Genomic DNA, 25,952 nt, shown 5'->3' on the forward strand with positions numbered 1-25,952 from the left:
GGTGCGGCGCGTCAGGGGACACCCCGACGGTCAAGGTTAAGGGGCCACCACCGAACGGGTCAAAACACGCCCGACCCCCCCGGTGTGCCACCCGTCACCCCGCCCCCCCCCCCCCCCATCTCGCAATTCCGATGCAGAGGTGCTGTCGGCCGGATCGAAGAGGGATGCGGGTGACAGACCCTGCGCCACGCGCGAAAGCAGTGGCACCGCGCCGACGGAACGGAGGGCGCGAGCAGCCGTCGGTCAGAGCGCCCGGCTGTTGCACCCCATGTCGGAACCGAGATGGCTGTTCTGCGCGCCCGCGGCCCCTTCTCCGTTCAGCAGGTTACCGGCCAGGCCGGTGAGGGCGCCGACGCTGCCGAGCACCTCGATGTTCATGTCGTGCGAGCGGCACTCGACGCCCTGCGTGATGTCGATGCTGTCGCCGTCGTGGCCCGAATCGCCGTATGCGGAAGCGGTGTTGGCGCCGAAGGCGCTGACACTGCCGAGGAGGGCGCTCAGAAGAACCACCTTGTGCAACTTGCGCATGTGAAGCTCCTTGGAGGAAGTGCGGGTATCCGACCCGTTGAGTCAGGACCGCGGATGTCCGGCGGGCTGTCAGCCGAGTTGGGGAAGTCCCAGCTGTCCGACGGGAGGGGCCGCGATCTGCCCGAGGGCGACCGGAGCCAGTTCCGGTGCGCTCGCGGGAGTGATCGTCGGGTTGACGAGCGGGTTCACCTGAGGGTTGAGCTGCGGGTTCACCTGGGGGGCGACCGTCATCGGGGGCTCTGCGCCGAGTACCGGGGGTACCGCTACCTGCGGGGCCACTTGCGGCATGACCTGTGGCATGACCTGCGGTACGACCTGTGCGGGTGCGGCCTGTACCGGCTGCGCGGGTGCGGCCTGCGCGAACTGTGCGGGTGCGGCCTGTACCGGCTGTGCGGGCGCGGCCTGCGCGAACTGTTGCGGGTTCTGCGAGCTGGAGGCTTGGGCCGTTCCCTGTGATGAGGCCGAGGCCGAGGCGAATCCGGTCTGCTGTCGCCCTGACGGGGCGGCCTGTGGAGCTGGTTGGGGAGCCGCGATCGGAGCAGCCGACTGATCCGGAACCGACGCCGGGGTGGTACTGAGGCGCCCCTCCGGTGAGTCGGCATAGCTGCCGCTGGCGCCGATGCCGGCCAAACCGCTGGCCGCTGCGACGACGAGCGCGGCCTTGTGAAGCTTCCGCATGAAACCCTCGGCCCTTCGTTACCTGATAAGTGAGTCCATTGCATTCAATGCGGTCACGCGTGCAGTTGGTGCGTCACTCGCATCGCGCCGGAGGCTACGGTTGTCTCGAGGAGCACGCGGACTTCGTATCGGAGCCGGCAGCGGATCCTCCACCTGTCCACGGTTTACGGTCGCTGCCCGCACCTCCGGGGAACGAGGTTTCGGCGCCGTGGTCACGGCAATCGCCGTGTCGTCACCCATTTGCCGTCAGCCGGCCCGGGTGACACGGCTCGCACGCCACATCAAACGGGTGACCACACCCCCGCACCCGTTTCGAGGCCGTGCTCACTTCGTTCCCCACGGGGCGATAGGGATGGTCCATCGCGGCCGAATGGAGCAGAGGGACAGCGAAGACTGCGCTGCCCCATCGGCACATCAGCTTCCGTGCACAGGTCAATTGAAGAGCCGAGGAAACTCATGCGTACGCTTCACAAGATCGCGCTCGTCGCCGCAGCGGCCGGCAGCCTGTCCGGCGTCGGCGCCGGATCAAGCTTCGCCGTCACCCAGTCCGCCCCCAACGGCGTTGCACCGCACCCGGTTTCGCAGCCCGACGCCCAGGCGGCCTCCGCGTCTTCCGCTCAGGCGACCACGCAGGGCTACGGCGCGCCGGCTCCGCAGCAGATGGCCGCGTCGCGTGGCACTCAGGTTTCCCCGCAGGTCAACCCGCAGCTCAATCCGCAGCTCAGCCCGCGGCTCTCTCCCGAAGCGCCGCGGAGGCAGCAGAGCGCTTCGGCGGGGCAGGCCAACCTGTTCCGGCCGTACCAGGAGTGCAGCCCGCAGACCCTGCTCGACGCGAACGTCCCGGTTGCCCTGCTCGCCGCGGCCCAGACCCGGGGCGTCGAATGCACCCAGGCCAACAGTCAGACGAATTCATTCGCCAACGTGCAGCAGCACTGACGGACGACCACGTCGATTCCGGGTACGGGATCGAATCGCCCTGAGATACGGCGCTCGGTGCTTTCTCGGCGACATGAAGTCAGCGTGTTGTTGTCCCATTCAAGGCTTTTGTCGCTATTGTTCTGCCTGTAACCGCGATCTACCCACAGATCGCAAAGAAACTCACCCCCACACGGAGATGAAATGCGCAAGCTTCGCAACGTCGCGGTCCTGGTCGCTGCCATCGGCAGCATCGGACTCGTAGGCGGCACGGCCTACGCCGGCGGTCACGGCGAGGGCGGCGGCGGCGACCAGTTCAGCGTCTCGCAGAGCTCCAGCTGCAAGTCGCACGACCTGAACCTCGACGTCCTCGGCGAGGTCGGCGTGCTGAACGGCCTGCTGGGCAACGCCCTCAACGGCGAAGGCAACCCGGGCGCCCAGTCCACCAAGCTCGGCTCCACCAACGACTGCAGCAACAGCGCCTTCTGAAGTCCCCTCAAGCATAAAAACGCTTAACCATGAACGGTCCCGGCACTGGGCCTCAGGCAACGTGCCGGGACCTTTCACGTGCGCCAAACCACTTCCGAGGCGGCACAGCGTGGCGCCGGCCCCTTCCGGGCATTCCGCTTTGGCGCCGTTGAGTCCTTCGCGTCACCTGGAGGCGATCCCTCGCAGATCGCATTCGCCTCACTTCTTCTGGAGATGACATGCGCAAGCTCCGTACGGCCGCCGTCCTGATGGCCGTCCTCGGAAACGTCGGGCTTCTGGGCGCCAGCGTCGCCCACGCGGATCAGGGCTGGGACAGGGGCGACAGCCTCAAGGTCTCGCAGCACAGCGCCTGCCAGTCGCACGACCTGAACCTCGATGTCCTCGGTGAGGTCGGCATCGGCAACGGACTGGGCGGCAACCTGCTGGGCGGCGAGGGCGACCCGGGAGCCCAGAAGACTTCGCTGGGCTCAACCCAGGGCTGCAGCAACACGTTTGGCGGCTGAGTCCTGGTTCCGAACACGGCAACGGCCTTCGCCTGATCCTGTGCTCCGCCTGGAAGCATGGGGTCAACGCGAAGGCCGTTGCCGTGAGGCAGTCGCACCACGGCGGCCGTGCCGTCCCCGTAGCTCCAGGGGCAGGTCCGCGAGCAGGAGGACCAGGCAGGTCGCGTCGTAGCCGGCATCGAAGACGACCGGCAAACGAAATGCTGGTCCGGGAACCTTCCCCGGACCAGCATTTTCCTTGAGCGCTCAGTTGCCGAAGTGCGGCTTCTTGAACCCCTTAGGCAGCTCGGCCGTGTTGGAGCAGTCCACAACCGGCCCCACTTTGACAGGTTCGCTTCCCTGGAGTTGGTCCTGCTGCGTGAGCACGTTCGGCCGGTCTGTTGTCGAGCACTGCTGGTCCTGCTTGATGACGTGCGTGCCGTCCTTGTCGGTGTACGTCTCGTTCTTCTGAACGCACACGACGTCCTTCTGCGCGGCGGCGGGGCAGGCGCCTAGGTTTCCCAAAGCGTGTGCGTGCGTAGCACCGAGACAAATGGCGGCGAGGCTTCCGGCGAATGCTGCGACAACCGCAGACTTCTGCGAAAAGAGCATGCGTTGCATTCCTTTGTGATGAAGAATCGGATAGTCCTTTATTGACCGGCGTTGCCCGCGCCGAGAAAGTCGAGTAATTGAATACTCGTCCGCCGGCAGGATGGTTGTAGCCCGGACGCGAACTCGGCGTCCGGGCTACCTGCACCACGGGGTATCACTCAGCGCACCGCTCGGTCCGTATCCCCGACGCTGAGTGAAGCCGCGGCGGGCCTTGACCCGGAGCCCTGACTCTCAGGCGTCGTCACCCTGCTCCTGCTCCTGGGGCTGAGCCTGCTCCTGGGGCTGGACCTGCTCCTGGGGCTGAGCCTGCTCCTGGGGCTGGACCTGCTCCTGGGGCTGGACCTGCTCCTGGGGCTGAGCCTGCTCCTGGGGCTGAGCCTGCTCCTGCGGCTGAGCCTGCTCCTGCGGCTGGACCTGCTCCTGGGGCTGGACCTGCTCCTGGGGCTGAGCCTGCTCCTGGGGCTGAGCCTGCTCCTGGGGCTGAGCCTGCTCCTGGGGCTGAGCCTGCTCCTGCGGCTGGACCTGCTCCTGGGGCTGGACCTGCTCCTGCGGCTGGACCTGCTCCTGGGGCTGGACCTGCTCCTGGGGCTGGACCTGCTCCTGGGGCTGAGCCTGCTCCTGGGGCTGAGCCTGCTCCTGGGGCTGAGCCTGCACCTGGGGCTGGACCTGCTCCTGCGCCTGCTTCTGCTCCTGCGGCTGGACCTGCTCCTGGGGCTGAGCCTGCGGCACGAAGTAGTAGCCGCCCCCGATGGCCACGGCGCTGGCAGACGAGTTGGCGACGGCCGGGACCGGTACCGGCACGGCGTCGGTACCGTCGGCGAAGCTGATGCCGGCGCCGAGGGCGGACAGCCCCGCGACGGCCGCCGCTACGACCATGGCGCGCTGAAACTTACGCATAGATGACCCTTTCCTGATCCAGGCATACCGCCTGGAATGACCACTTAACGTAACGTTTGCATGCTGCGTGTGATCAATCGCGGATTTGCGCCCCATGTCGCGCTGAAGCCTCATACGGGGTATAGGGCCAAATGACGCCGGTGGGGCGAGGTTCGGCCGTCGCGCGCTTCACGGGTGGGAGGTCGGGCGGTTCGCGCTACCTGTCGATCTGCCGAGGCGCTCCGGACGTGCCGGACGAGCAGGTCATCCGAGGGCCGATCTCTGTCGTGCCGTTGCCCACGGCGGCGGGCAGCGTTACGGGTTGCACCTGCATGCAGGTCTCCTGATGGGGAGGGGTGCCGCGCCCGGCGGTCCCGCCTTCGATGTGCTGCACGCAGATGACGTCCCCTTGGGGAGTCCGAGTGCAGCCTGCCGGGTCTCCCGCGGCGTGCGCGTACGTGATGCCCGTGGACGCCACGGCGAGGCCGCCGATGAACACCGAGAGGGCCGCGATCTTTTTCCTGCTGAACATATGGTGCGTGTCCTTAGTACGGGCGCCGCGGGCACCGCTCCCCCACGATCGGCCGCGCCGCAGGCGTGGTCTGCGAATCTGAGCCTTTTCCAACTTTGCTCGTCGGCCGGACAGTTGGCCTGACAGGCGGATGAAGCCGCTGGTGATGGTGCGCGTGCGGGGTGTGGCCGAGGTCGAGGCGGTCGGCTGTCTGCGTTCGATCCCTTCGGGTTGACCCGAAGGGATCCCGTACCGACCGTCGCGATGTTGACGTCGCTGACCTCAGCGGGTGAAGGCGTGGTTGAACTGGCCGCAGGTGGTGTCCCGGGTCTGGCCGAGGCCGAGCACTCCGATCGGGATGTTGTTCTCCAGCACCGTCTGCGGGCTGCACTCCTGGTACGGGCGGTAGAGGTCCAGCACCCGCGGTCCGTTGTCATGGGTGTCGGCGACAGCCGTTCCGGCACCGACGGCGGTCAGGCCACCGGCCGCTACCGCTGCTGCGAACACGACCTGCTGAAACTTACGCATGGAACCCTCGGTTCTCCATCACTTACACGTGACGGCTCGTTGCCTAGCGTGACGGCGTGAACACTAGCAGTAGCGTCGGGATGGTCGACGCGCGAAGGTCCTACGTGTTCGACGGGGGAGGGGCCCGGTGTTGACGCCAACTGGCTCTGCGGAAAGACGCTTTGCTGTTCGGCATACGGTATGGGCGCACCGCGGACGAGGGTCCGGCACCGCACACCGTCGCATCAACCCAAGCGCTCGGAGCGAGAGTTAGGGCTCGCGCACATCCACCAGGGTGCCGCCCGCGTGCGCGATCAGGTTCTCCGGGTCCATCGGGAAGACGGTGAACGGCGTGCCCGCCGAGGTCCACACCGTGTCGTGGCCGAGCAGTGAACGGTCCACGAGGACACGGATCTTCGTGCGGTGCCCGAAGGGCGGTACGGCGCCGGGCCCGTATCCGGTCGACTCCCGTACGAGGAGGCCCCCGGCCCGGGTGAGCTTCGCGGCGCCCAGTTCCCTCCGTACGAGTTCCATGCCCACGTGCGCCGAGCCGTCCAGCAGGACCAGCACCGGAGCCCCGTCCGCCGCGAAGAACAGCGACTTGCAGATCTGGCTCGGCTCGCAGCCGATCGCCGCGGCGGCCTCGGCTGTGGTGCGGGCCGTGTCCGGGAAGCGCCGGACCCGCCCGATCACCTCGGCGAGGCCCAGCTCGCGCAGGGCCTCGGCGAAACGGGGGTCGGTGTCGCTCACGGCGGAGGGCCGGCCCTTGTCGGCGTTCTCATCGGTGACGTTCATGCACGGCACGCTAGTGGTCGGTGTACATCCCACGCGACCGAGCCCCGGAGGCCGCCCGGCCGCTCGCTCGGCCGGCGAGGCGAGAGGCATCGCCGCGCTCTTTGACTCCCGTCCGCTCCGGGGCAGTTGCACCCCTGGGGCGGCGCGGCCGTGCCTCGGGTTGATCCGCGGGGGCCGGGAGCGCTTCCCGGAGCCGGAGCCGGAGCCGCAACCCGGAGCCGGAATCGGACAGCAGGTGTCAGCCGCCGCTGCCCGCCTTCAGGAGGGCTGCCACGATCGGGCCCGCCGTGCTGCCGCCGTGGCCGCCCTGCTGGACGACGCCGGCTCCCGCCAGGTCGCCCTTCCACGCGGTGAACCAGCCGTTGGGCTGCTTCTGGTTGTCGACCTCGGCGGAGCCGGTCTTGGCGCCGTAGTCGGGGCCGAGACCTGCCATGGCCTCGGCGGCGGTGCCGGCGGCGGCCGTGTACTGCATGACCTCGCGGAGCTGGGCGAGCGTGGTCGCGGACATCGTGCGGGACGCCTTGGCCAGCGTGCGGTGGTCGACCGACGGGGCGACCAGGTAGGGCTGGTGGAAGGTGCCGGACTGGACCGTGGAGGCGACCGACGCCATGTTCAGCGGGTTCATGCGGACCCCGCCCTGGCCCATCAGCTCGGCGGCCATCTGCGCGGCACTCTGCACCGGCACCGAGCCGTCCGCCGAGGGCACCCCGATGGCCCAGTTGTTCAGGCCCAGGCCGAAGACCTGCTGGGCCTGCTTGGTGAGGTCGTCGTCCTTCAGCTTCTTGGCCTGGGTGATGAAGGCCGTGTTGCAGGACCGCGCGAAGCTCGCCTTGAACGTGCCGTTCTTGATCTCGAAATCGTCGTCGTTGTGGAACTTCCAGCCGCCGTACGTCGCCGTCTTGGGGCAGGGGTGCGGCTTGTCGGGGGAGGCGAGACCCTTCTCGAACAGCATCGACGCCGTGATGACCTTCATCGTGGAGCCGGGCGCGAGGGAACCCTGGAAGGCGGTGTTGAAGCCGTGGCCGCTGTTCGCGACGGCGAGGATCTCGCCCGTCGAGGGGCGCATCAGAACCACGGACGCCTTCGGCTTGGCGGCCACCAGGCGTTCGGCCTCCGCCTGGAGGGTCGGGCTGAGCGTCGTCCGGACCTTGCCCGGCGTGCCCGCGCTGAGCGTCACCAGGGTCTTGTCGGGGGTCTTCTGGGCGCCCTTGGCCGCGGCCTTGCGGACCACGCGCAGCTCGATGCCGGCCTTGCCTCCGGCCGTCTTGCCGAACTTCTCGCGCAGCCCGTCGAGGACCGTGCCCAGGGAGGGGTACTTGGCGGCGGTCAGCTCACCGCCGTGCCGGTCGATGGCGGTGATCGGCGGCGTCCCGGCATCGCCGGTCACCAGCCGGTCGCCGTCCTGGAGGTCCGGGTGGACCACGGACGGCTTCCAGCCGACCAGCGCCACGCCGTCCTTCGCCCGCCGTACGACCGTCAGCTTCGAGGTGTACGACAGCGGCTTGGTCATGCCCTTGTAGGTGACGGTGGCCTTGACGGTGAAGGGGATCTCGGCGCCCGAGCGCTTGCCGCCGGTCACGGTCACGCCGCTGATGTGGGCGTCCTTGCCGAAGCCGGTCAGCGTGGTGGTGGCGGCGGCCGAGTCGTCGGTCGCCGCGGCCGCCCGGGTGACATCGCCGCTCTGCCAGGCCTTCAGGAAGGTGGTGGACGCCATGCTGATCTCGGCGGCCGACAGCGGGCCCGTCTTGACGGCCTTGCGGGTGGTGGCCGTGGTCCCCTCGTCGGCCGACGCCCCGCTGCCGTAGAGGCTGTAGGCACCCAGCGCTCCGCCGACGACGGCGACGGCGATCACCCCGCCGAGCACGGCGGGCTGCTTCGTCTTCGGTCTCTCGGCGACGCGCCTTCTCTTGCCCACTGTTCTGTGCCCTCCGCCGTCCCCTGGTGCCCCGTGGTGCCCTGTGATGCCCCTGCGCCTCTCGCTCCTCAACGAGAGGCACCACCCTAGGGTCCCGTCCTGTGCGGAGCGACTTCAGCCGCCCGTTCGTAGCACAGCTGCGACGATGGGGCCGGCCGCCTGCCCGCCGTGACCGCCCTCCTGGGTCATGGCGGCGGCCGCGACGTCGTTGCGGTAACCGGTGAACCAGCTGTTGGACTTCGCCTGGCCGTCGACCTCTGCGGAGCCGGTCTTGGCCCCGATGCTGCCGCCGAGTGTGCTCATCACCGGGGCCGCGGTGCCGCTGACGGCCGTGCGGTTCATCATCGTGCGGAGCTGGGCGACCGTACCGGCGGACAGGCCCTTCGCGGTGGCCAGTTCACGGTCGTCGAGGGAGCGCGGCACGATGACGGGCTGCCGGAAGACGCCCGTCATCGCGGTGGCGGTCACCGACGCCATGTTCAGCGGATTCATCTGGACCTGGCCCTGGCCGATCATGTTGGCCGCCGTGTCCGGGCCGCCGGATGCGGGCACCGAGCCGTCGAAGGACTCGATGCCCGTCTTCCAGTTGTTCTGCCCGAGTCCGAAGCGCTGCTGGGCCTCGTTGGTGAGGGAGTCGACCTTCACCGAGTCCGCGTAGTTCACGAAGGCGGTGTTGCACGAGCGGGAGAAGCTGTCGGAGAGCGTGGCGTTCTCCTGCGGCTGCATGCCCTTGAGGTTGTGGAAGGTCTGGCTCTGCCAGACCCCGGTGTCCGTGCAGGGCGCGGGGCCGTTGGCCGTCGTGATGCCGTTGTCGATGAGGGTCGCCGCGCTGATGATCTTCATCGTGGAGCCGGGCGCGAGTTTGCCGAGGAAGGCCGCGTTGAAGCCGTCCGACCGGTGGTTGGCGACGGCGAGGACCTCTCCGGTGCTGGGCTTCACCGCCACCACGGAGGACTCGGCGTACTGCGTGACCGCCTTCTCGGCGGCGGCCTGCGTGCTCGCGCTGAGTGTCGTACGGACCTTGCCCGCCCGTCCCTCGGCGAGCGTGACCAGGGTCGTGTCGCCGCTGTTCTCACCGCCGTGCCGGATCGACAGCTCGACACCGGGGGTGCCGCCCGCCGTGTCGCCGTACTTCTCCCGGAGCGCGTCCAGGATCGGTCCCAGGGACGGGTACTTCTCCTTCGTCAGGACAACGTTGTTCCGGTCCACGGCCTCGATCGCCGGGCTCGCCGACTCGCCCGTGACCAGGGTGTCGCCGTCCTTCAGCTCCGGGTGGACGACGGACGGCTTCCAGCCGACCAGGGCCTTCCCGGTGGTCTCACCGCGTACGACGGTCAGTTCGGAGTCGTACGCGAACGGCTTGCTCTTCCCGTCGTACGACACCGTCGCCTTGACGGAGAACGGGACCCGCGCCCCGGACGCGGCACCCGGGGTGATCTTCACGTCGGTCAGATGCGCGTCGTCGCGGTAGCCGGCGAGCAGCCCCTCGGCGCTCGACGCGTAGTTCGTCAACGCGGCCGCCTCGGCCGCGTCGCCCTTCTCCCAGGCCGCGAAGAACGCGCGGCTGGTCTCCTTGACCTCGGCGCCGCTCGGCGGCCCGGTCTTCACCGCCGCGGGCCCGCCGGCTCCCGTGCCGCCGTCCCCGCTGATCGCCGTCACCACGTTGTAGGCGCCGTACCCGGCGCCGCCCACCATCACCGCGAACACGCCGCCTATGACGGCGGCCCTGGCCCCCTTGCGCATCGCGCGACCCCTCCCCGTGACCCCTCCTCCGAACTTCTGAACGCGTTCAGAAAAGTCGGTGCACCCTGCACTCTAGGCGCGGGCGGGGCTGGTGGTGCAGACCTTCGCCGAATCGTTAGCCACAAAAACGGACGCATCCGTGAACACCGTTCATGGATGCGTCTCGATACTTCTTTTCGGTCAGTCAGGTCGCCCCGGCCCTCCATATCCAGCCACATCCGTGACCACCCGGATCGGACGCCCGGGGCCGGTGCGGCCCTACCGGTCGGTCAGGTCGACCAGCAGATCGCAGTGCGGGTCGTCCGGGGCCGGCCGTTGGTACTGCTCCTCCCCGAGGAGGGAGGGCACGGAGGCGATCAGCGCGGTGTGCGGTGTCTCGGTCAGGCGGATGTCGGCGCCGATGATGCCGGGCCGGTCGGGACGCTGCACGTACAGGCGCAACAGGTGCTCGCCGTGCATCAGGAAGCCGATCAGGAAGGGGTTCTCGTCGTCCCCGGGGTCGGACAGTGCGCGCACGACGGTGAGCGCCCTGCCCTGTTCGGGCTCCGGGTCCGGGGTGATCTCCTCCGGGCGCAGCCGGATGAGCGTCATCCCCATGACCTCGTCGACATCGCCACTGCTGTAGATCTGGGGTCCGGTCAGGACGGTGCGCAGCAGGCCGGGGATCCGGTAAGGGGTCACCGTGTCGTTGGGGATCTCGTAGAGCAGGTCCATGACGTGCTCGCCCTCTCCGGCACGGATGGCGACCCGTACGGCGCCGGGCGCGGGCAGGACGCCGCGCAGGCGGCAGTGCGCGGCGACCGGGGCGTTCAAGTAGGACAGCAGGCGGCGGGTGGCGTCCGCCTGCTGTTCGCGGTCTTCCGGGTCTGCCTGGTCGGCTAGACCCACGTATCCAGCCACATCCGGGATCGCCACTGCTCGATCGGGATGGCGGTGCCCGTGTACAGGGGCCAGAAGTAGATGAAGTTCCAGAGGATCAGGAGGACCAGGACGCCGGCTCCGGCCGCGCCGATCACCCGGCGGCGTTCTCCGGAGCCGGGTGGGCCGAGGATCGCGCCGATCATCATCGTCACGGCGAGACACAGGAACGGGACGAAGACGACGGCGTAGAAGAAGAAGATCGTGCGCTCCTGGTACATGAACCAGGGGAGATAGCCGGCCGCGATGCCGCAGGCGATGGCTCCCGCCCGCCAGTCGCGGCGGAAGGCCCAGCGCCACAGCACGTACAGGACCGCGAAGCAGGCGGCCCACCACAGCAGGGGCGTGCCGAGCGCCAGCACCTCGCGGGCGCACTTGCCGCCCGCGTCCGAGGGGCAGCCGTCCTTGCCGGGCAGCGGGGACTCGTAGAAGTACGAGACCGGGCGGCCCGCGACGATCCAGCTCCACGGGTTGGACTGGTAGGTGTGCGGCGACGACAGCCCGACGTGGAACTTGTAGACCTCGTGCTCGTAGTGCCACAGGCTGCGCAGCCAGTCCGGGAGGAAGGTCCAGTTGCCGCCCCTGCCGTCCGTCACGGCCCAGTTGCGGAAGTAGCCGCCCTTGCCGTTGTCCGGCGACAGGATCCAGCCGGTCCAGGAGACCAGGTACACCGCCAGAGCGACCGGGACCGTCGCCAGGAACGTGATGCCGGTGTCGTGCTTGAGGGCCGCCACGTAGGGGCTGCGGGCGCCCGCGACCCGGCGCGAGGCCACGTCCCACAGGACCGCCATCACACAGAACGCGGCGAGGATGTACAGCCCGTTCCACTTGGTGCCGATGGCCAGGCCCAGCATCAGGCCCGCCGCCCAGCGCCAGGGCCGCCAACCGAGACGGGTCGTCTCGGCGATGTGGGCGTCGGGGCGGACGAAACCGTTCTCGTCGGCCGGCAGCGCCGCCGCCAGTCCGGCCCGCGCCCTGTCCCGGTCCACGACCAGACAGCCGAAGGCCGCCAGCACGAAGAACATCAGCACACCGTCGAGCAGCGAGGTGCGGCTCATCACGAAGTGCAGACCGTCCACCGCCATCAGCAGACCCGCGAGGCAGCCGAGGAACGTCGAACGGAACAGCCGGCGCCCGATCCGGCACAGCAGCAGCACCGACAGCGTGCCGAGCAGCGCCGTCATGAAACGCCAGCCGAAGGGGTTGAAACCGAACATCCACTCGCCGAGCCCGATGACGTACTTGCCGATCGGCGGGTGCACGACATAGGCGGCGTCGGCCGGGACCTTCACATGCCCGTTGCTCCGGAGGATCAGATCATTGGCGTCCTTCGTCCAGTTGACCTCGTAGCCGCGGTGGAAGAGCGCCCAGGCGTCCTTCGCGTAGTACGTCTCGTCGAATATCACCGCCTTCGGGCTGCCCAGGTTCCAGAACCGCAGCAACCCGGCGAGCAGGGTCACCAGGAGCGGGCCCACCCAGCCCGCCCAGCGGTTGAAACGGTCGGCGACCCCCTGACGCAGCCCGAGCGCGGCCCAGATCCCCGGGCCTGGCTGGGCATACGGCGGTACGAGCCGGTCGCGCACATCACTTCGGGGCGGCGCCGTGTAGCCGAATCGGCGCAGCCGCTGCTGCCACGACGGCCGCCGAGCGTCGGCGGCCTGGCCCTGCCCCTGCCGGGTGTCCGTGGAGGACGCGGTACTGGTCACCGCGCCATCGTAGGGAACAGGTCTGTGGGAGTCCCGTGCCTGGGCCCCTTCCGGTCGGATGAGCTTGTCGGGCCGCGCCCCTGCGAGGATGGGACCGTGACAGGAATCCTTGTGTTGGCAGGCACTCCCATCGGCGACATCTCGGACGCGCCGCCACGGCTCGCCGCCGAACTGACCGGGGCCGATGTCGTCGCCGCCGAGGACACCCGCAGGCTGCGCCGGCTCACCCAGGCCCTCGGGATCCAGCCGACGGGGCGGATCGTGTCGTACTTCGAGGGGAACGAGGCCGCCCGGACCCCGGAACTCGTCGAGGCGCTCGTCGGCGGGGCGCGGGTCCTGCTCGTGACCGACGCCGGGATGCCGTCCGTGTCGGACCCCGGCTACCGGCTGGTCGCGGCCGCGGTCGAGAAGGACATCAAGGTCACCGCCGTCCCCGGCCCCTCCGCCGTGCTCACCGCGCTCGCGCTGTCCGGCCTGCCCGTCGACCGCTTCTGCTTCGAGGGCTTCCTGCCCAGGAAGGCCGGCGAGCGGCTGTCCCGGCTGCGGGAGGTCGCCGAGGAGCGCCGCACGCTCGTCTACTTCGAGGCGCCCCACCGGCTGGACGACACCCTGGCCGCCATGGCGGAGGTCTTCGGCACCCAGCGGCGCGCCGCCGTCTGCCGCGAACTGACCAAGACGTACGAGGAGATCAAGCGCGGCCCGCTGGGCGAGCTGGCCGCCTGGGCCGCCGAGGGGGTCCGCGGGGAGATCACCGTCGTCGTCGAGGGCGCCCCCGAGAAGGGCGCCGAGGAGCTGGACGCCGCCGAGCTGGTGCGCAGGGTGCGGGTGCGCGAGGAGGCGGGGGAGCGGCGCAAGGAGGCCATCGCCGCCGTCGCCGCCGAAGCGGGGATTCCCAAGCGGGACGTCTTCGATGCGGTCGTGGCGGCAAAGAACGCCGAACGAAGCGGCCCATAGAAGGGCAAAGGACTATCGTGAAAAGCAAAGATCAGGCCGTGTGACAGGAGCCTTCCGACAAGGAAAGGCCAAAACGACTCCAACACTCGACAGGCCGGATGCGTTCGCGCCGGGAGAGGCGTCCACTGGACGAAGGGACGCACCCGTCCCTCGCCTCCGGCGAACCGGATGGGATTCCGGGGGAATTCCACCGACGGGGGTGCTTGTCCAGCGGACAAGAGGAGCGGCTGGTATGAGTGAGACCACAGGACGGACCGGCGGCAGCGCCGCCGGTCAGGTCACCGAACAGACCAGGCATCGCGGCACGGCGACGGCCGTCGTTCACGAGTCGTATTCCTTCGCCTGCATGCGCTGCGGGCACGGCTGGGAGCAGTCGTACGAGATCGAGCACCACCGCGACACGGAAGGCTCCGAGTACGTCGTGTACGTGGCGGGCGGCGAGGTCGTGCCGTCGCCGCTCAGCCGGCCCACCTGCCTGAACTGCGACAGCCACGTGGTGCGCATCATGCGCGCCGGTCAGGTGTCCTTCGTCCTCGACTCGATGCGCTCCGCGACACACCGCCCGCGCAAGCCCGTGCCGCCGCGCCGGTCCGGGGACGCCGCCGAGACCGCGGAGGGCGAGACCCGGCCCGGGGCCTCCTCCGACACCCCGCAGGAGCCGCGCCACTGGCACCTGTCGGACCTGCTGCACCCGTTCCAGCACCGCCGGGCGGGCTGACCCCGGCGGACGGGGCCCCCGGGACGGCCTGCCCGCTCCCGGGCGGGACCCCCCCGGGACGGTTGCCCGCCTCCGGCGGAGAACCAGGACGGCCTGCCCGCTCCCCGCGAGGTGAGGCCGGGCATGCCCCCTTCGTAGGATCGGGGCATGCCTTCCGCCTCCTCCGCCTCCGACAAGAACGCCGCACCGCCGCTCCCCGAGCCCCTGCGCGTTCCCGTGGCCGACTCGCACACCCACCTCGACATGCAGTCCGGCACGGTCGAGGACGCCCTCGCCAAGGCCGCCTCCGTCGGCGTGACGACGGTCGTCCAGGTCGGCTGCGACGTGAAGGGCTCCCGCTGGGCGGCCGAGACGGCCGCCACGCACGACGCCGTCCACGCCTCCGTCGCCCTGCACCCGAACGAGGCACCCCGCATCGTGCTCGGCGACCCTGGGGGCACCTCCCAGCCCCCTGGGGCTGGGGGAGGAGGGTCGAGGCAGGGCGCGCGGGTACCGGGCGGCGACGCGGCGCTGGACGAGGCACTCGCCGAGATCGACCGGCTCGCCGCACTGCCGCACGTGAAGGGCGTCGGCGAGACGGGCCTCGACCACTTCCGCACCGGGCCGGAGGGCAAGGAGGCGCAGGAGCGCTCCTTCCGCGCCCACATCGAGATCGCCAAGCGGCACGGCAAGGCCCTGGTCATCCACGACCGCGACGCCCACGCCGACGTGCTGCGCGTCCTCGCGGAGGAGGGCGCCCCCGAGCGGACCGTCTTCCACTGCTACTCCGGCGACGCCGAGATGGCCGAGGTCTGCGCCCGCGCCGGATACTTCATGTCCTTCGCCGGCAACATGACCTTCAAGAACGCCCAGCCGCTGCGCGACGCGCTGGCCGTGGCCCCGCTCGAACTCGTCCTCGTCGAGACCGACGCGCCCTTCCTGACCCCCGCGCCGTACCGCGGACGGCCGAACGCTCCGTATCTCATTCCGGTCACGGTGCGCGCCATGGCCGCGGTGCGGGGGATCGACGAGGACACGCTGGCGACCTCGATCTCCGCCAACACCGCGCGCGCGTTTGACTACTGATCCGTAACGGTTCCGGGGGTTCTTCCCGGCCGCTCCGGGGTCCCCGGCGAGGGAATGTCGCGACACAGCGTAGCCGTGTTGCTTGGGAGAGTGACGATCGCTCCGCTAGGTTCTGGTCGCCCGATCCGGACCCTGGAGCGTGTCGTCGTGAGCAGCTCGCGGTACGAGCCGTACGAGACGTACGGACCGAACGGTGGCCCCGAGGCCACCACCGTCGTCACCGGCGCCGCCGCCGTGGCGGCCGCCGTGGCCGGTGCGCCCACCGTGGCGGCCCCGCTCGGCATGGCCGGCCCGCCTGGCCCCGGAGTGTTCGGACCGCCGGGAGTGTTCGGCACGGCCGACGCGTCCGCCGGACCCGGGTCGGCCGGTGCGACGCCGGCCGACCCGGAGGGGTACCGCGGTCACGCGGAGTACCGGGGGTACGAGGCGGGGGCGTACGCCGGACACCAGGCGTACGCCGGCCATGAGGGATACCCCGGTCATCCCGACCAGGCCTACCCCGGTCATCCCGACCATGAGGCCTACCCCGACCATGAGGCCTACCCCGGTCATGAGGGCCACCCTGGCCACCTCGGCCACGAGGGCCACCCCGGCCATGTGGGCCACACCGGCCACACCGGCCACCTCGGCCACGTCGGCCACGTCGGCCACGTCGGCCACGTCGGCCACGTGGGCCACGAGGGCCACGTGGGCCACGAGGGCCACGAGGGCCACGTGGGCCACGAGGGCCACGTGGGCCACGTGGGCTACGAGGGCCACCTCGGCCACCCCGGCCACGTGGGCCACCCCGGCCGCGAGGGCCACCCCGGCCGCGAAGGACACCTCGGCCACGAGGCCCTCTCCGCCGCGTACGACCCGTACTCCAGCCCCCCGGCGTACCGGACCCACGACGCGTACGCCACCGTCTCCCCGGAGTCCTGGGGCCCCGTCTACGCGCCGCGTACCGCCGGGCCCGCGGTGCCGGAGGCGCCCCCCGCCGCCCTGTACGCCGTACAGGGCGTGCCCGGCGCACCGGGCGGACGCACCGTGCCGGTCTCGCCCGACGCGCCGACCGAGCCCCGCCTGCCGCGCACGCTGCCGGACACCCCGGTCGCCGGCACCCCCTGGGGCGGCACCGACGGCGGGCGGGAAGGCGGGAGAGAAGCCGGGCGCGGTACGGGCGGCCGGGCCGAGGCGCGGCGCGCGGCCCGGCGCAAGCGGGGCCCCGAACGCCCCAGGACCCAAGCCCTGCGCCGGCTGCTCCCGCAGGCCCTGGTCGTGGCCTTCCTGGCCGGTGGCACCTCCGCGTTCGTCGCCAACGACAAGGCGATCGAGCTCAGCGTCGACGGCAGACCGCGCACCCTGCACACCTTCGCGGACGACGTGACGGAACTGCTCGCCGACGAGGGAGTCGAGGTGGGCGCGCACGACATGGTCGCGCCGGCCCCCGGCACCGCCCTCGCCGCCGGGGACGAGGTCGCCGTGCGCTACGGGCGTCCGGTGCACCTCACCATCGACGGGGAGCGGCGCAGGGTGTGGACGACGGCGCACACCGTGGACGGAGCGCTCGGCCAACTGGGGGTGCGTGCGGAGGGCGCCCATCTGTCGGCCTCGCGCTCACGGCGTATCGGGCGCGAAGGGCTGGAGCTCGACGTACGGACCGAACGCGCGGTCACGATCATGGCCGACGGCCGGGCACGGACGATCCGCACCAACGCGGCGAGCGTCGCGGAGGCCGTGCGGGAGGCCGGGATCACCCTGCACGGACAGGACATGACCTCCGTACCGGCCGGGAGCTTCCCGCGGGACGGGCAGACGGTCACCGTCCTGCGGGTCACCGGGGCCAGGGAGGTCCGCGAGGAACGGATTCCGTTCGAGGTGCGGCGGGCGGACGACGACTCGCTGTTCAAGGGCGTCGAGGTCGTCGATCACCCCGGCAGGTACGGGGCGCGGCGCCTCACCTACACCCTGCGCACCGTCAACGGCGTCAGACAGCGGCCCCGGCTCGATGACTCCGAGGTGGTGCGGGAGCCGCAGCCCCGGCTGGTCAGGGTCGGCACGAAGTCGCATCCCCGGTCCCGCGGCGGCGCCGACCACCTGAACTGGGCGGGCCTCGCCGCCTGCGAGTCCGGCGGCCGGCCCGGCGCCGTGGATCCGTCCGGCACCTACGGCGGCCTCTATCAGTTCGACACCCGTACCTGGCACACGCTCGGCGGCAGCGGGCGCCCTCAGGACGCCTCGGCCGCGGAACAGACGCGCCGGGCCAAGAAGCTGTACATGCGCCGCGGGGCGACCCCCTGGCCGCACTGCGGACGGCACCTGCACCGCTGACAGCGTGCCGCCGGGCCGCGGCTGCGCGGCCCGGGTCCGGCCCCCCGTACCCTTGCCTCGTGACCAGCCCCACCTCCGACGCACTCCTGGGCCCCGCCGAGATCCGCGAACTCGCGGCCGTCCTCGGCGTACGGCCCACCAAGCAGCGCGGCCAGAACTTTGTGATCGACGCGAACACCGTGCGCCGCATCGTGCGGACCGCGGAGGTGCGGCCCGACGACGTCGTCGTGGAGGTGGGCCCCGGCCTCGGCTCGCTGACGCTCGGCCTGCTGGAGACGGCCGACCGGGTCGTCGCCGTCGAGATCGACGACGTCCTCGCGAGCGCGCTCCCGGCGACGGTCCAGGCCCGTATGCCGCAGCGTGCCGACCGTTTCGCGCTGGTCCACTCGGACGCCATGCAGGTCCGGGAACTGCCGGGCCCGCCGCCCACCGCGCTGGTCGCGAACCTCCCGTACAACGTCGCCGTGCCCGTCCTGCTGCACATGCTCGACACCTTCCCGACCATCGAGCGCACCCTCGTGATGGTCCAGGCGGAGGTCGCCGACCGGCTCGCCGCGCCGCCCGGCTCGAAGGTGTACGGCGTGCCGTCGGTGAAGGCGAACTGGTACGCGGACGTGAAGCGGGCCGGCTCCATCGGGCGCAACGTCTTCTGGCCGGCGCCCAACGTCGACAGCGGTCTCGTGGCGCTCACCCGGCGCCCCGAGCCGATCAGCACGACGGCCACGAAGCGCGAGGTGTTCGCCGCGGTGGACGCCGCCTTCGCCCAGCGCCGCAAGACGCTGCGCGCCGCCCTCGCCGGGTGGGCCGGTTCCGCGCCCGCCGCCGAGGCCGCGCTCGTCGCCGCCGGTATCTCGCCGCAGGCCCGCGGGGAGTCGCTGACGGTCGAGGAGTTCGTCCGGATCGCGGAGAACCGCGCGGCGGCGGACCGCGGCGACACCGGGCCGGGCCGGGCCGACGCCGTGAACGCCACCGGGAGCGACGCCCCCGAGCACGCCCCCGAGAACGAGGAGTCGACCCAGCCGTGACGGAGACGGTGACGGTACGCGTCCCTGCCAAGGTCAACGTCCAGCTCGCGGTCGGCGGCGCACGCCCCGACGGCTTCCACGACCTGGCCAACGTCTTTCTCGCGGTCGGCCTGTACGACGAGGTGACGGTCACCCCGGCGGACGAGCTGCGCGTCACCTGCGCGGGCCCGGACGCCGCCCAGGTGCCCCTGGACCGCACCAACCTCGCGGCCCGCGCCGCCCTGGAACTCGCCCGCCGCCACGGCATCGACCCCGCCGTCCATCTCCACATCGCCAAGGACATCCCCGTCGCCGGCGGCATGGCCGGAGGCAGCGCGGACGGAGCGGGCGCGCTGCTCGCCTGCGACACCCTGTGGGGCACGAACAGCTCGCGCGAAGAACTCCTCGACATCTGCGCCGAGTTGGGCAGCGATGTGCCGTTCTCCCTGGCGGGCGGGGCGGCGCTCGGCACCGGCCGGGGCGAGAAGCTGCGCCTCCTGGACGTCGGCGGGACCTTCCACTGGGTGTTCGCGATGGCCGAGCGCGGGCTGTCGACCCCGGCGGTCTTCCGGGAGTTCGACCGGATGAACGAGGGCGTCCGCGTCCCGGAGCCGGTCGCCTCGCAGGATCTGCTGGACGCGCTGGCGAAGGGTGACGCCGGAGCCCTCGCGCGCACCGTCTCCAACGACCTCCAGTCCGCGGCGCTCTCCCTCTTCCCTGCCCTCGCCGACACCCTCGCGGCGGGCCGCGCGGCCGGCGCGCTCGCCGCGCTCGTCTCCGGGTCGGGCCCGACCACGGCGTTCCTCGCGCCGGACGCGGAGTCCGCGCGGGTCATCGGCCGCGCCCTCCACGCCTCGGGCACCTGCCGCGCGGTGCGTGTCACGCAGTCCCCGGCGCCCGGGGCGACCGTGCTCGGCTGAGGGTGCGCGGAACGCGCGGCGGGGGACGCCCACCGCGCGGACTACCCTTGAGGGTCGATCGTCCGGTCGATCGTCCCCGTTGTTCAGGAGAGAAATGGCCGTCAACCTGGTCAATGTCGAGTCCGTCAGCAAGGTGTACGGCACCCGTGCACTGCTCGACGGTGTCTCCCTCGGCGTCAGCGAGGGCGACCGCATCGGCGTGGTCGGCCGGAACGGTGACGGCAAGACCACCCTGATCCGCATGCTCGCCCGGCTGGAGGAGCCCGACACCGGCCGTGTCACGCACTCCGGCGGCCTGAACGTCGGCGTGCTCACCCAGCACGACTCGCTCGACCCCACGGCCACCGTGCGCCACGAGGTCATCCGGGACATGGCCGACCACGAGTGGGCGGGCAACGCCAAGATCAGGGACGTACTGACGGGCCTCTTCGGCGGTCTCGACCTGCCCGGCTTCCCGCAGGGTCTCGACACCGTGATCGGCCCGCTGTCCGGTGGCGAGCGCCGCCGTATCGCCCTCGCGAAGCTGCTCATCGAGGAGCAGGACCTGATCATCCTCGACGAGCCCACCAACCATCTGGACGTCGAGGGCATCGCCTGGCTCGCCCAGCACCTGCGCGAACGCCGTTCCGCGCTCGTCTGCGTGACCCACGACCGGTGGTTCCTCGACCAGGTCTGCACCCAGATGTGGGACGTGCAGAAGGGCGCGGTCTACGAGTACGAGGGCGGCTACACCGACTACGTGTTCGCCCGGGCCGAGCGCGAGCGCATCGCCGCCACCGAAGAGGTCAAGCGGCAGAACCTGGTCCGCAAGGAGCTGGCGTGGCTGCGGCGCGGGGCGCCCGCCCGTACCTCCAAGCCGCGCTTCCGCGTCGAGGCCGCCAACGAGCTGATCGCCGACGTGCCGCCGCCCCGCGACAAGAGCGAGCTGATGAAGTTCGCCAACTCACGGCTCGGCAGGACCGTCTTCGAACTGGAGGACGTGACCGTGCAGGCCGGGCCCAAGGTGCTGCTCAAGCACCTGACCTGGCAGCTCGGTCCCGGTGACCGGGTCGGCCTCGTCGGCGTGAACGGCGCGGGCAAGACCTCCCTCCTGCGCGCCCTGGCCGAGGCCGCGCGCACCGAGGGCGAGAAGCAGCCCGCCGCCGGCCGGATCGTCACCGGCAAGACCGTCAAGCTCGCCTACCTCTCCCAGGAGGTCGGCGAACTCGACCCGAACTGGCGCGTGCTCCAGGCCGTCCAGGCCGTCCGCGACCGGGTCGACCTCGGCAAGGGCCGTGAGATGACCGCCGGGCAGCTGTGCGAGACGTTCGGCTTCAACAAGGAGAAGCAGTGGACGCCGGTCGGGGACCTCAGCGGCGGTGAGCGCCGACGGCTCCAGATCCTGCGCCTGCTGATGGACGAGCCCAACGTCCTCTTCCTCGACGAGCCGACGAACGACCTCGACATCGAGACCCTCACCCAGCTGGAGGACCTCCTCGACGGCTGGCCCGGCTCCATGATCGTGATCTCCCACGACCGCTTCTTCATCGAGCGGACCACGGACAACGTGTTCGCGCTCCTCGGCGACGGCACCCTGCGGATGCTCCCGCGCGGGATCGACGAGTACCTGGAGCGGCGCAAGAAGATCGAGGAGGTGGCCGCGGCCGCCGTGCTCGCCGCCGCTCCCGCCCCGGCGAAGGCCGCGTCGGCCGCCGACGCCCGTGCCGCGAAGAAGGAGCTCCAGAAGATCGAGCGGCAGCTCGACAAGATCTCCGAGAAGGAGACGAAGCTGCACGCCCAGATCGCCGACAACGCCACCGACTTCGGCAAGGTCGCCCAACTCGACGCCGAACTGCGCGAGTTGGCGGGCGAGCGGGAGGAACTGGAAATGCGCTGGCTGGAGCTGGCGGAAGACGCGTGATCCCCGGGGCCTGTCTGACGGACAGGCCCTGGAGGCAACCGCCTCTCGTGCGACATGCGGTGCCTCCCTCGCGGGGAGGCACCGCACGGCCGGCGCGCGCGTCCGGCACGTACGGCCCGTGTGAGGGGCGCGCAAGTGCCGCCGGGCGCCCCCGAGTTGTCGAGAGTGCCCCTTGGGTCGGCCGTCCCGGGCCGCTGAACTCGCCTTGCGTGCCCGGCGTGAAGAGCACGTGAAGACGCGTAACGGCGGCATCACAGCCCGGTCCTCCCTTGGGAACAGGGCGCGCACCGACCCCCTGCCCGCGCCCCCCGGAGTGATAGAAAGAGCGGTCTGAGAACAGTCTGAGATCCACCGGGCGAGGCGCGAATCGGGCGCCGCCGGTGGAGGGGTCACATCAGTGAAGAGGGGGACGCGCTGATGAGTCAGCCGCCGAGTCAGCCACCGCAGGGCGGTTTCGGAGCACCGCAGGACCAGCCGCCGACGGGTGGTGCCGGCGCCTCGCCGGACCCGCGGTCGCAGGGGGGTTTCGGGGCACCGCGGAGCACGCCCCCGAACACGCCTCCCGCGCCGCAGGGCACGCCCCCTCCTCCCGCGCAGCCGCCTCAGGCGCCCGCGCCCCAGAACACCCCGCCCGCCGGACCTCCGCAGCCCGGCTACGGATACCCGCAGCAGCCCGGGCCCTACCCGCAGCCGGGCCCGTACGGCCAGCCGCAGCAGCCCGGCCCGTACGGCCAGCCGCAGCAGCAGGGCCCCTACGGACAGTCAGGGTCGTACGGATACGGGCAGCAGCAGGGGTACGGCTATCCGCCCCAGGCGCCCTACCCGGGCGGACCCGGCACTCCGCAGCCCGGCGGTCCCGGCGGCGGCTCGAAGAACCCGTTCAAGGGGAAGCCCGCGCTCGTCATCGCCGCGGCGGTGGCGGGCCTGCTCGTCGTCGGCGGCACCGTGTGGGCCGTCACCGGCGGTGGTGACGACAAGAAGCCCGTCGCCGAGGAGAGCCCGAGCCACAGCCCGTCCGCGTCCGCGCCCGCCTCGGACGATCCGGTCAACCCCGGTGACGGCAGCGGTGACGGCGGCGAGGAGAACGACGACCTGAACGCCGGCCGCAAGGCGGGCGAGGCGAAGGTCCTCTGGTACAAGTCGGCGCCGGACGCGCCCGGTTCGGGCGCGGACGCCCCCGGGATGTGGATCACCGGCAAGGCGGCGGTGAAGGCGGCGTACAAGCAGCTCTTCGCGTTCGACGTGGGCGACGGCAAGCCCGCCTGGCCCGCGCTGACCTTCCCGCAGAAGATCTGCGCGGTCACCCCGCAGAAGACGGCCGACGACAAGGTCGTCATCGCCTACATGAGCGGCTCCGCCAGCAGCGCGAAGTGCAACCAGCTCCAGCAGGTCGACCTGAACACCGGAGCCAAGGGCTGGACCGCGCAGGTCGCGGAAGGCGACCTGTTCGACAGCACGATCTCGCTCGAACTGTCCATCACCGGGAAGACGCTGACGGTCGGCCGTTCGATGTCGGGAACGGCGTACGACGTCACCGGCGGCAAGAAGCTGTGGGACAAGAAGAAGTACGGCTCCGGCTGCTACCCGGCGGGGTTCGCGGGCGGCTCCAAGCTGCTGTCCGTCTCGTCCTGCGGGGCCGGCAGCAGCACCGAGCACGACGAGGTGCAGGAACTGGACCCGGCCACCGGCAAGGCCCGTTGGACGAAGAAGATCCCCAAGGGCTGGCGGGTCGGGCGTGCCTACTCCGTGGACCCGGTCGTGCTCTACCTGACGAACGACGCGAAGAAGAAGGTGAACATCACCGTCCTGAAGGACAACGGTGACGTGCGCTCCGAGCTCAAGAGCGACGACGGCTTCGCGCCCGAGTGCGGCTTCGCGATCCTCGACCGCGACCTGGCGGGCTGCTTCGGCGCCGTCGCCGACGCCGACACGCTCTATCTGCCGACCGAGGCGAAGACCGGCCCCAACGAGGTCGTCGCGTTCAACCTCGCGACCGGCAAGGAGAAGTGGCGCGTCAAGTCCCCGACGGACGCGACGATGATGCCGATGAAGACGGACGGCGGCGCGCTCGTCGCCTACGTCGCCGCGTCGTACGACGGTGGCGGCCGCGTCGTGTCGATCCCGACGGGCGGGACCGGCCACACACCCACGAAGCTGCTCCAGAACCCGCAGGGCACCGCGGCCATCGAGACCGGCTTCTACTCCAAGGCCGTCGACTTCGTGGACGGACGCTTCTACATCTCCACGACCCGGCTGACGGGCAACGACGAGGCGAAGGAGAAGCTGATGCTGGCCTACGGCAAGTGACCGACGCCCCCGCCCCGTTCCGTCGCGTCCCGCACGCGCACAGGCCCGCCGTCCCTTCGCATTCCGAGGTATTCACGTCATGAGTCAGCCTCCCCCGCCGCCGAACGAGCCCCCGAAGGGCTTCGGCGCACCGCAGGAACCCTCCCCGGGCTCTCAGCAGAGTCCGGGCGGGGCAGACCCCGAGCCCGGCGGTTTCGGCGCCCCGCAGGAGCCGTCCGCGCAGGGTTTCGGCGCCCCGCAGGAGCCGCCCGCCGGCGGTTTCGGTCCGCCGACTCCTCCGCACGCCGCCGCGGGCCCCGGCTACGGCTACCCCCAGACGCCCCCGCCGGCGTCCCCGCAGCAGCCGTACGGCTATCCGCAGACGCCGCCCCCGGGCCAGCCGGGCTACGGCTACCCGGGCCAGGCTCCGTACGGCACTCCGGGCCAGCCGCAGGCCCCGTACAACGCCGCCGGACAGCCGAGCCCGTACGGCTACCCGCAGCCGCAGACCATGCCGATGCAGCCGCAGGCCCCGCAGGCGAGCGGCGGGCGGAAGATCAACGCCCAGCTCCTCATCATCGTGGCGGCCGTGGTGGTCATCGCTCTGATCGTCGGCGGCGGTGTCATGTACTCGAAAAACTCCGGCGAGAGCAAGAAGCACGACGTCGGGAAATCGGGCGGCGTCACCGGCGGCGACGGCGACGACAAGGGCGGTGACAAGAAGGGCACCGACGGCGGGGAGAAGGTGCCGGCGAACACCAACTCCGACCTGCTCTTCCAGATCCCCGCTCCGGCCGTGCCGAAGGACATCAGCAGCGTGTCCACGTCCGGCTCCTGGCTCACCGACAAGGTGTACGCCAAGACCGGCAACGCCGAGATCAACGGCTACGACCCGAAGACCGGCGCCAAGACCTGGACGATCAAGCTCCCCGGCCCGGTGTGCCAGGCCAGCCTGCACAGCACGGACGCCAACCGCTCGGCGATCATCTACGAGCCGGCCATGCCCACCAAGGCGCAGCCCTCGCACGGATGCACCCAGCTCGCCGCGATCGATCTCGACGCGGGCGCGAAGCTCTGGACACGGACGATCAAGTCCGGTGACCAGGAGATCAACCTCGACAACGTGACGATCAGCGGGAACACGGTCGCCGCGGGCAGCACGGGCGGCGGCGGAGCGTTCGACATCTCCACCGGCAAGGCGCTGTGGGCGCCCAAGACGGGCGACAGCTGCTACGACTCCGGTTACGGCGGCGGCGCGAAGCTGGTCGCGGTCCGCAAGTGCGGCGAGTACGGCAGCACGCGCCAGCTCCACATCCAGACCATCGACCCGAAGTCCGGGAAGGTGATCTCCGAGTACAAGATGTCGCCCGGCATCGAGTACGCCAGCGTCGTCTCCACCGACCCGCTGGTCGTCGCGGCCGACGTCGGCGACTCCGCCGGTGACGGCAGCGGCATCTCGGACTTCTTCTCCATCGACAGCAAGACCGGCAAGCTGCGGGCGAAGATCTCGGCCCCGGGCAAGACGTACGCGGCCAAGTGCGACGGCATCACCAAGATCGAGTTCTGCAAGTCGCTCGCCGTCGGCAACGACAAGCTGTACATCCCGACCGAGGAGCACGACGGCTCCGGTGACTACAGCCGGACCAACGAGATCGTCGCCTTCGACCTGGCCACCGGGAAGCAGACCGGCCAGCGCGCGGACGCGGGCGACGGCTACAGCATCACCCCGCTGCGCATGGACGGCACCAGCCTCCTCGCGTACAAGCGGCCGCCTTACGACAAGGGCGGGCAGATCGTCAGCATCGACGGAACCTCCTTCAAGGAGACGACGCTGATGGAGAACCCGGCCACCCAGTCGACGCGTGACGCGGAGTCGAGCATGCTCCCGGACTACGCCGAGATCCTCTACGCCGACGGCCGGCTGTACATGTCCCAGGTCTACGCGGACAAGCCGACCTCCGCGACGGACAAGGCGTACCTGGCGATCGCCTTCGGAACGAAGTAACCGTCACCTTTCGAGTGAAGCAAAGTGATCATCTTCGAAAGAATGCGGTGATCGCTTCCCCGGATTGATTTGTCCGGGCCGAAACACCGCGTGCGGCCCCGTCCCTGGTCAGGGA

23 protein-coding genes are annotated in these 25,952 nt (G+C 70.7%); 12 read left to right on the forward strand and 11 right to left on the reverse strand.

Going from position 1 to position 25,952, the window contains the following annotated elements:
* Positions 1 to 243 precede the first annotated feature (243 nt).
* Both ACFXGX_RS38265 and ACFXGX_RS38270 read right to left on the reverse strand, forming a co-directional pair.
* Positions 244 to 528 carry a hypothetical protein gene (locus tag ACFXGX_RS38265; protein ID WP_384801432.1) on the reverse strand — a complete coding sequence of 95 codons (285 nt, stop codon included), beginning with the start codon at positions 526 to 528 and terminating at the stop codon, positions 244 to 246.
* A 69-nt stretch (positions 529 to 597) separates the two neighbouring features.
* Entirely contained in the window at positions 598 to 759 is a 162-nt protein-coding gene (locus tag ACFXGX_RS38270; RefSeq protein WP_384801435.1) for a hypothetical protein, read from the reverse strand.
* Positions 760 to 1,662: 903 nt separating this feature from the next.
* On the opposite strand from ACFXGX_RS38270, the gene ACFXGX_RS38275 reads away from it, so the two are divergent.
* The 3 genes from ACFXGX_RS38275 to ACFXGX_RS38285 all read left to right on the forward strand — a co-directional run bounded on the left by ACFXGX_RS38275 (position 1,663) and on the right by ACFXGX_RS38285 (position 3,113).
* Complete coding sequence (locus tag ACFXGX_RS38275) at positions 1,663 to 2,142, forward strand: hypothetical protein (protein WP_384801437.1); 480 nt, start codon at positions 1,663 to 1,665, stop codon at positions 2,140 to 2,142.
* 183 nt (positions 2,143 to 2,325) lie between these two features.
* Positions 2,326 to 2,610: a hypothetical protein gene (locus ACFXGX_RS38280; RefSeq protein ID WP_384801440.1), complete on the forward strand. Its 285-nt coding sequence runs from the start codon at positions 2,326 to 2,328 to the stop codon at positions 2,608 to 2,610.
* 218 nt (positions 2,611 to 2,828) lie between these two features.
* A complete protein-coding gene (locus tag ACFXGX_RS38285; protein WP_384801443.1) occupies positions 2,829 to 3,113 on the forward strand; it encodes a hypothetical protein in 285 nt (94 codons plus the stop codon).
* Positions 3,114 to 3,359: 246 nt separating this feature from the next.
* Here the strand turns inward: ACFXGX_RS38285 and ACFXGX_RS38290 are convergent, their stop codons facing one another.
* The 9 genes from ACFXGX_RS38290 to ACFXGX_RS38330 all read right to left on the reverse strand — a co-directional run bounded on the left by ACFXGX_RS38290 (position 3,360) and on the right by ACFXGX_RS38330 (position 12,675).
* Positions 3,360 to 3,572 (reverse strand): hypothetical protein, encoded by a 213-nt coding sequence (locus ACFXGX_RS38290; RefSeq protein WP_384801446.1) that lies wholly within the window; start codon positions 3,570 to 3,572, stop codon positions 3,360 to 3,362.
* Between the two features lie 363 nt (positions 3,573 to 3,935).
* Entirely contained in the window at positions 3,936 to 4,601 is a 666-nt protein-coding gene (locus ACFXGX_RS38295) for a hypothetical protein (RefSeq protein ID WP_384801449.1), read from the reverse strand.
* Positions 4,602 to 4,797: 196 nt separating this feature from the next.
* On the reverse strand, positions 4,798 to 5,112 hold the full coding sequence (locus ACFXGX_RS38300) for a hypothetical protein (RefSeq protein ID WP_384801451.1): 315 nt from the start codon (positions 5,110 to 5,112) through the stop codon (positions 4,798 to 4,800).
* A gap of 261 nt (positions 5,113 to 5,373) precedes the next feature.
* Positions 5,374 to 5,619, reverse strand: coding sequence for a hypothetical protein (locus ACFXGX_RS38305; RefSeq protein ID WP_384801454.1), 246 nt, complete (start codon positions 5,617 to 5,619; stop codon positions 5,374 to 5,376).
* A gap of 249 nt (positions 5,620 to 5,868) precedes the next feature.
* Positions 5,869 to 6,393, reverse strand: coding sequence for a YbaK/EbsC family protein (locus ACFXGX_RS38310; RefSeq protein ID WP_384801457.1), 525 nt, complete (start codon positions 6,391 to 6,393; stop codon positions 5,869 to 5,871).
* A 238-nt stretch (positions 6,394 to 6,631) separates the two neighbouring features.
* On the reverse strand, positions 6,632 to 8,308 hold the full coding sequence (locus tag ACFXGX_RS38315) for a penicillin-binding transpeptidase domain-containing protein (protein WP_384801460.1): 1,677 nt from the start codon (positions 8,306 to 8,308) through the stop codon (positions 6,632 to 6,634).
* A gap of 114 nt (positions 8,309 to 8,422) precedes the next feature.
* Positions 8,423 to 10,051, reverse strand: a complete 1,629-nt coding sequence (locus ACFXGX_RS38320; protein WP_384801463.1) for a penicillin-binding transpeptidase domain-containing protein — start codon at positions 10,049 to 10,051, stop codon at positions 8,423 to 8,425.
* Between the two features lie 258 nt (positions 10,052 to 10,309).
* A complete protein-coding gene (locus ACFXGX_RS38325; protein ID WP_384801466.1) occupies positions 10,310 to 10,939 on the reverse strand; it encodes a hypothetical protein in 630 nt (209 codons plus the stop codon).
* Positions 10,930 to 12,675: a dolichyl-phosphate-mannose--protein mannosyltransferase gene (locus tag ACFXGX_RS38330; protein ID WP_384801469.1), complete on the reverse strand. Its 1,746-nt coding sequence runs from the start codon at positions 12,673 to 12,675 to the stop codon at positions 10,930 to 10,932. The genes ACFXGX_RS38325 and ACFXGX_RS38330 overlap by 10 nt, the downstream gene beginning before the upstream one ends.
* 96 nt (positions 12,676 to 12,771) lie before the next feature.
* Here ACFXGX_RS38330 and rsmI point away from each other — a divergent pair, with 96 nt between their 5' ends.
* The 9 genes from rsmI (at position 12,772) to ACFXGX_RS38375 (ending at position 25,837) form a co-directional block, all read left to right on the forward strand.
* Positions 12,772 to 13,629, forward strand: coding sequence for a 16S rRNA (cytidine(1402)-2'-O)-methyltransferase (gene rsmI / locus ACFXGX_RS38335; protein ID WP_384801472.1), 858 nt, complete (start codon positions 12,772 to 12,774; stop codon positions 13,627 to 13,629).
* A 232-nt stretch (positions 13,630 to 13,861) separates the two neighbouring features.
* Entirely contained in the window at positions 13,862 to 14,347 is a 486-nt protein-coding gene (locus ACFXGX_RS38340; RefSeq protein WP_384801475.1) for a hypothetical protein, read from the forward strand.
* A 147-nt stretch (positions 14,348 to 14,494) separates the two neighbouring features.
* Positions 14,495 to 15,412, forward strand: a complete 918-nt coding sequence (locus ACFXGX_RS38345; protein ID WP_384801478.1) for a TatD family hydrolase — start codon at positions 14,495 to 14,497, stop codon at positions 15,410 to 15,412.
* 957 nt (positions 15,413 to 16,369) lie between these two features.
* The gene (locus ACFXGX_RS38350) at positions 16,370 to 17,722 is read left to right on the forward strand and encodes a ubiquitin-like domain-containing protein (RefSeq protein WP_384801495.1); all 1,353 of its coding nucleotides are present in this window, start codon (positions 16,370 to 16,372) and stop codon (positions 17,720 to 17,722) included.
* A 59-nt stretch (positions 17,723 to 17,781) separates the two neighbouring features.
* Positions 17,782 to 18,747 carry a 16S rRNA (adenine(1518)-N(6)/adenine(1519)-N(6))-dimethyltransferase RsmA gene (rsmA, locus tag ACFXGX_RS38355; RefSeq protein WP_384801481.1) on the forward strand — a complete coding sequence of 322 codons (966 nt, stop codon included), beginning with the start codon at positions 17,782 to 17,784 and terminating at the stop codon, positions 18,745 to 18,747.
* Entirely contained in the window at positions 18,744 to 19,646 is a 903-nt protein-coding gene (locus ACFXGX_RS38360; RefSeq protein ID WP_384801484.1) for a 4-(cytidine 5'-diphospho)-2-C-methyl-D-erythritol kinase, read from the forward strand. The genes rsmA and ACFXGX_RS38360 overlap by 4 nt, the downstream gene beginning before the upstream one ends.
* 94 nt (positions 19,647 to 19,740) lie before the next feature.
* Positions 19,741 to 21,546, forward strand: coding sequence for an ABC-F family ATP-binding cassette domain-containing protein (locus tag ACFXGX_RS38365; RefSeq protein WP_384801487.1), 1,806 nt, complete (start codon positions 19,741 to 19,743; stop codon positions 21,544 to 21,546).
* Between the two features lie 417 nt (positions 21,547 to 21,963).
* Entirely contained in the window at positions 21,964 to 23,853 is a 1,890-nt protein-coding gene (locus tag ACFXGX_RS38370) for a PQQ-binding-like beta-propeller repeat protein (RefSeq protein ID WP_384801490.1), read from the forward strand.
* A 79-nt stretch (positions 23,854 to 23,932) separates the two neighbouring features.
* Positions 23,933 to 25,837, forward strand: a complete 1,905-nt coding sequence (locus tag ACFXGX_RS38375; RefSeq protein ID WP_384801492.1) for a PQQ-binding-like beta-propeller repeat protein — start codon at positions 23,933 to 23,935, stop codon at positions 25,835 to 25,837.
* Positions 25,838 to 25,952 lie beyond the last annotated feature (115 nt).

This window comes from Streptomyces sp. NPDC059371 (genome assembly GCF_042751995.1).
GTDB lineage: Bacteria > Actinomycetota > Actinomycetes > Streptomycetales > Streptomycetaceae > Streptomyces.

Excerpts from the sequence above, each read along its gene's own strand:
- ACFXGX_RS38345 (WP_384801478.1), top strand. The coding sequence starts at position 14,495 with ATGCCTTCCGCCTCCTCCGCCTCCGACAAGAACGCCGCACCGCCGCTC.
- ACFXGX_RS38340 (WP_384801475.1), top strand. The coding sequence starts at position 13,862 with ATGAGTGAGACCACAGGACGGACCGGCGGCAGCGCCGCCGGTCAGGTC.
- ACFXGX_RS38295 (WP_384801449.1), bottom strand. The coding sequence starts at position 4,601 with ATGCGTAAGTTTCAGCGCGCCATGGTCGTAGCGGCGGCCGTCGCGGGG.
- ACFXGX_RS38305 (WP_384801454.1), bottom strand. The coding sequence starts at position 5,619 with ATGCGTAAGTTTCAGCAGGTCGTGTTCGCAGCAGCGGTAGCGGCCGGT.
- ACFXGX_RS38280 (WP_384801440.1), top strand. The coding sequence starts at position 2,326 with ATGCGCAAGCTTCGCAACGTCGCGGTCCTGGTCGCTGCCATCGGCAGC.
- ACFXGX_RS38310 (WP_384801457.1), bottom strand. The coding sequence starts at position 6,393 with ATGAACGTCACCGATGAGAACGCCGACAAGGGCCGGCCCTCCGCCGTG.
- ACFXGX_RS38320 (WP_384801463.1), bottom strand. The coding sequence starts at position 10,051 with ATGCGCAAGGGGGCCAGGGCCGCCGTCATAGGCGGCGTGTTCGCGGTG.
- ACFXGX_RS38375 (WP_384801492.1), top strand. The coding sequence starts at position 23,933 with ATGAGTCAGCCTCCCCCGCCGCCGAACGAGCCCCCGAAGGGCTTCGGC.
- ACFXGX_RS38370 (WP_384801490.1), top strand. The coding sequence starts at position 21,964 with ATGAGTCAGCCGCCGAGTCAGCCACCGCAGGGCGGTTTCGGAGCACCG.
- ACFXGX_RS38265 (WP_384801432.1), bottom strand. The coding sequence starts at position 528 with ATGCGCAAGTTGCACAAGGTGGTTCTTCTGAGCGCCCTCCTCGGCAGT.
- ACFXGX_RS38270 (WP_384801435.1), bottom strand. The coding sequence starts at position 759 with ATGACGGTCGCCCCCCAGGTGAACCCGCAGCTCAACCCTCAGGTGAAC.
- ACFXGX_RS38275 (WP_384801437.1), top strand. The coding sequence starts at position 1,663 with ATGCGTACGCTTCACAAGATCGCGCTCGTCGCCGCAGCGGCCGGCAGC.
- ACFXGX_RS38285 (WP_384801443.1), top strand. The coding sequence starts at position 2,829 with ATGCGCAAGCTCCGTACGGCCGCCGTCCTGATGGCCGTCCTCGGAAAC.
- ACFXGX_RS38365 (WP_384801487.1), top strand. The coding sequence starts at position 19,741 with ATGGCCGTCAACCTGGTCAATGTCGAGTCCGTCAGCAAGGTGTACGGC.
- ACFXGX_RS38300 (WP_384801451.1), bottom strand. The coding sequence starts at position 5,112 with ATGTTCAGCAGGAAAAAGATCGCGGCCCTCTCGGTGTTCATCGGCGGC.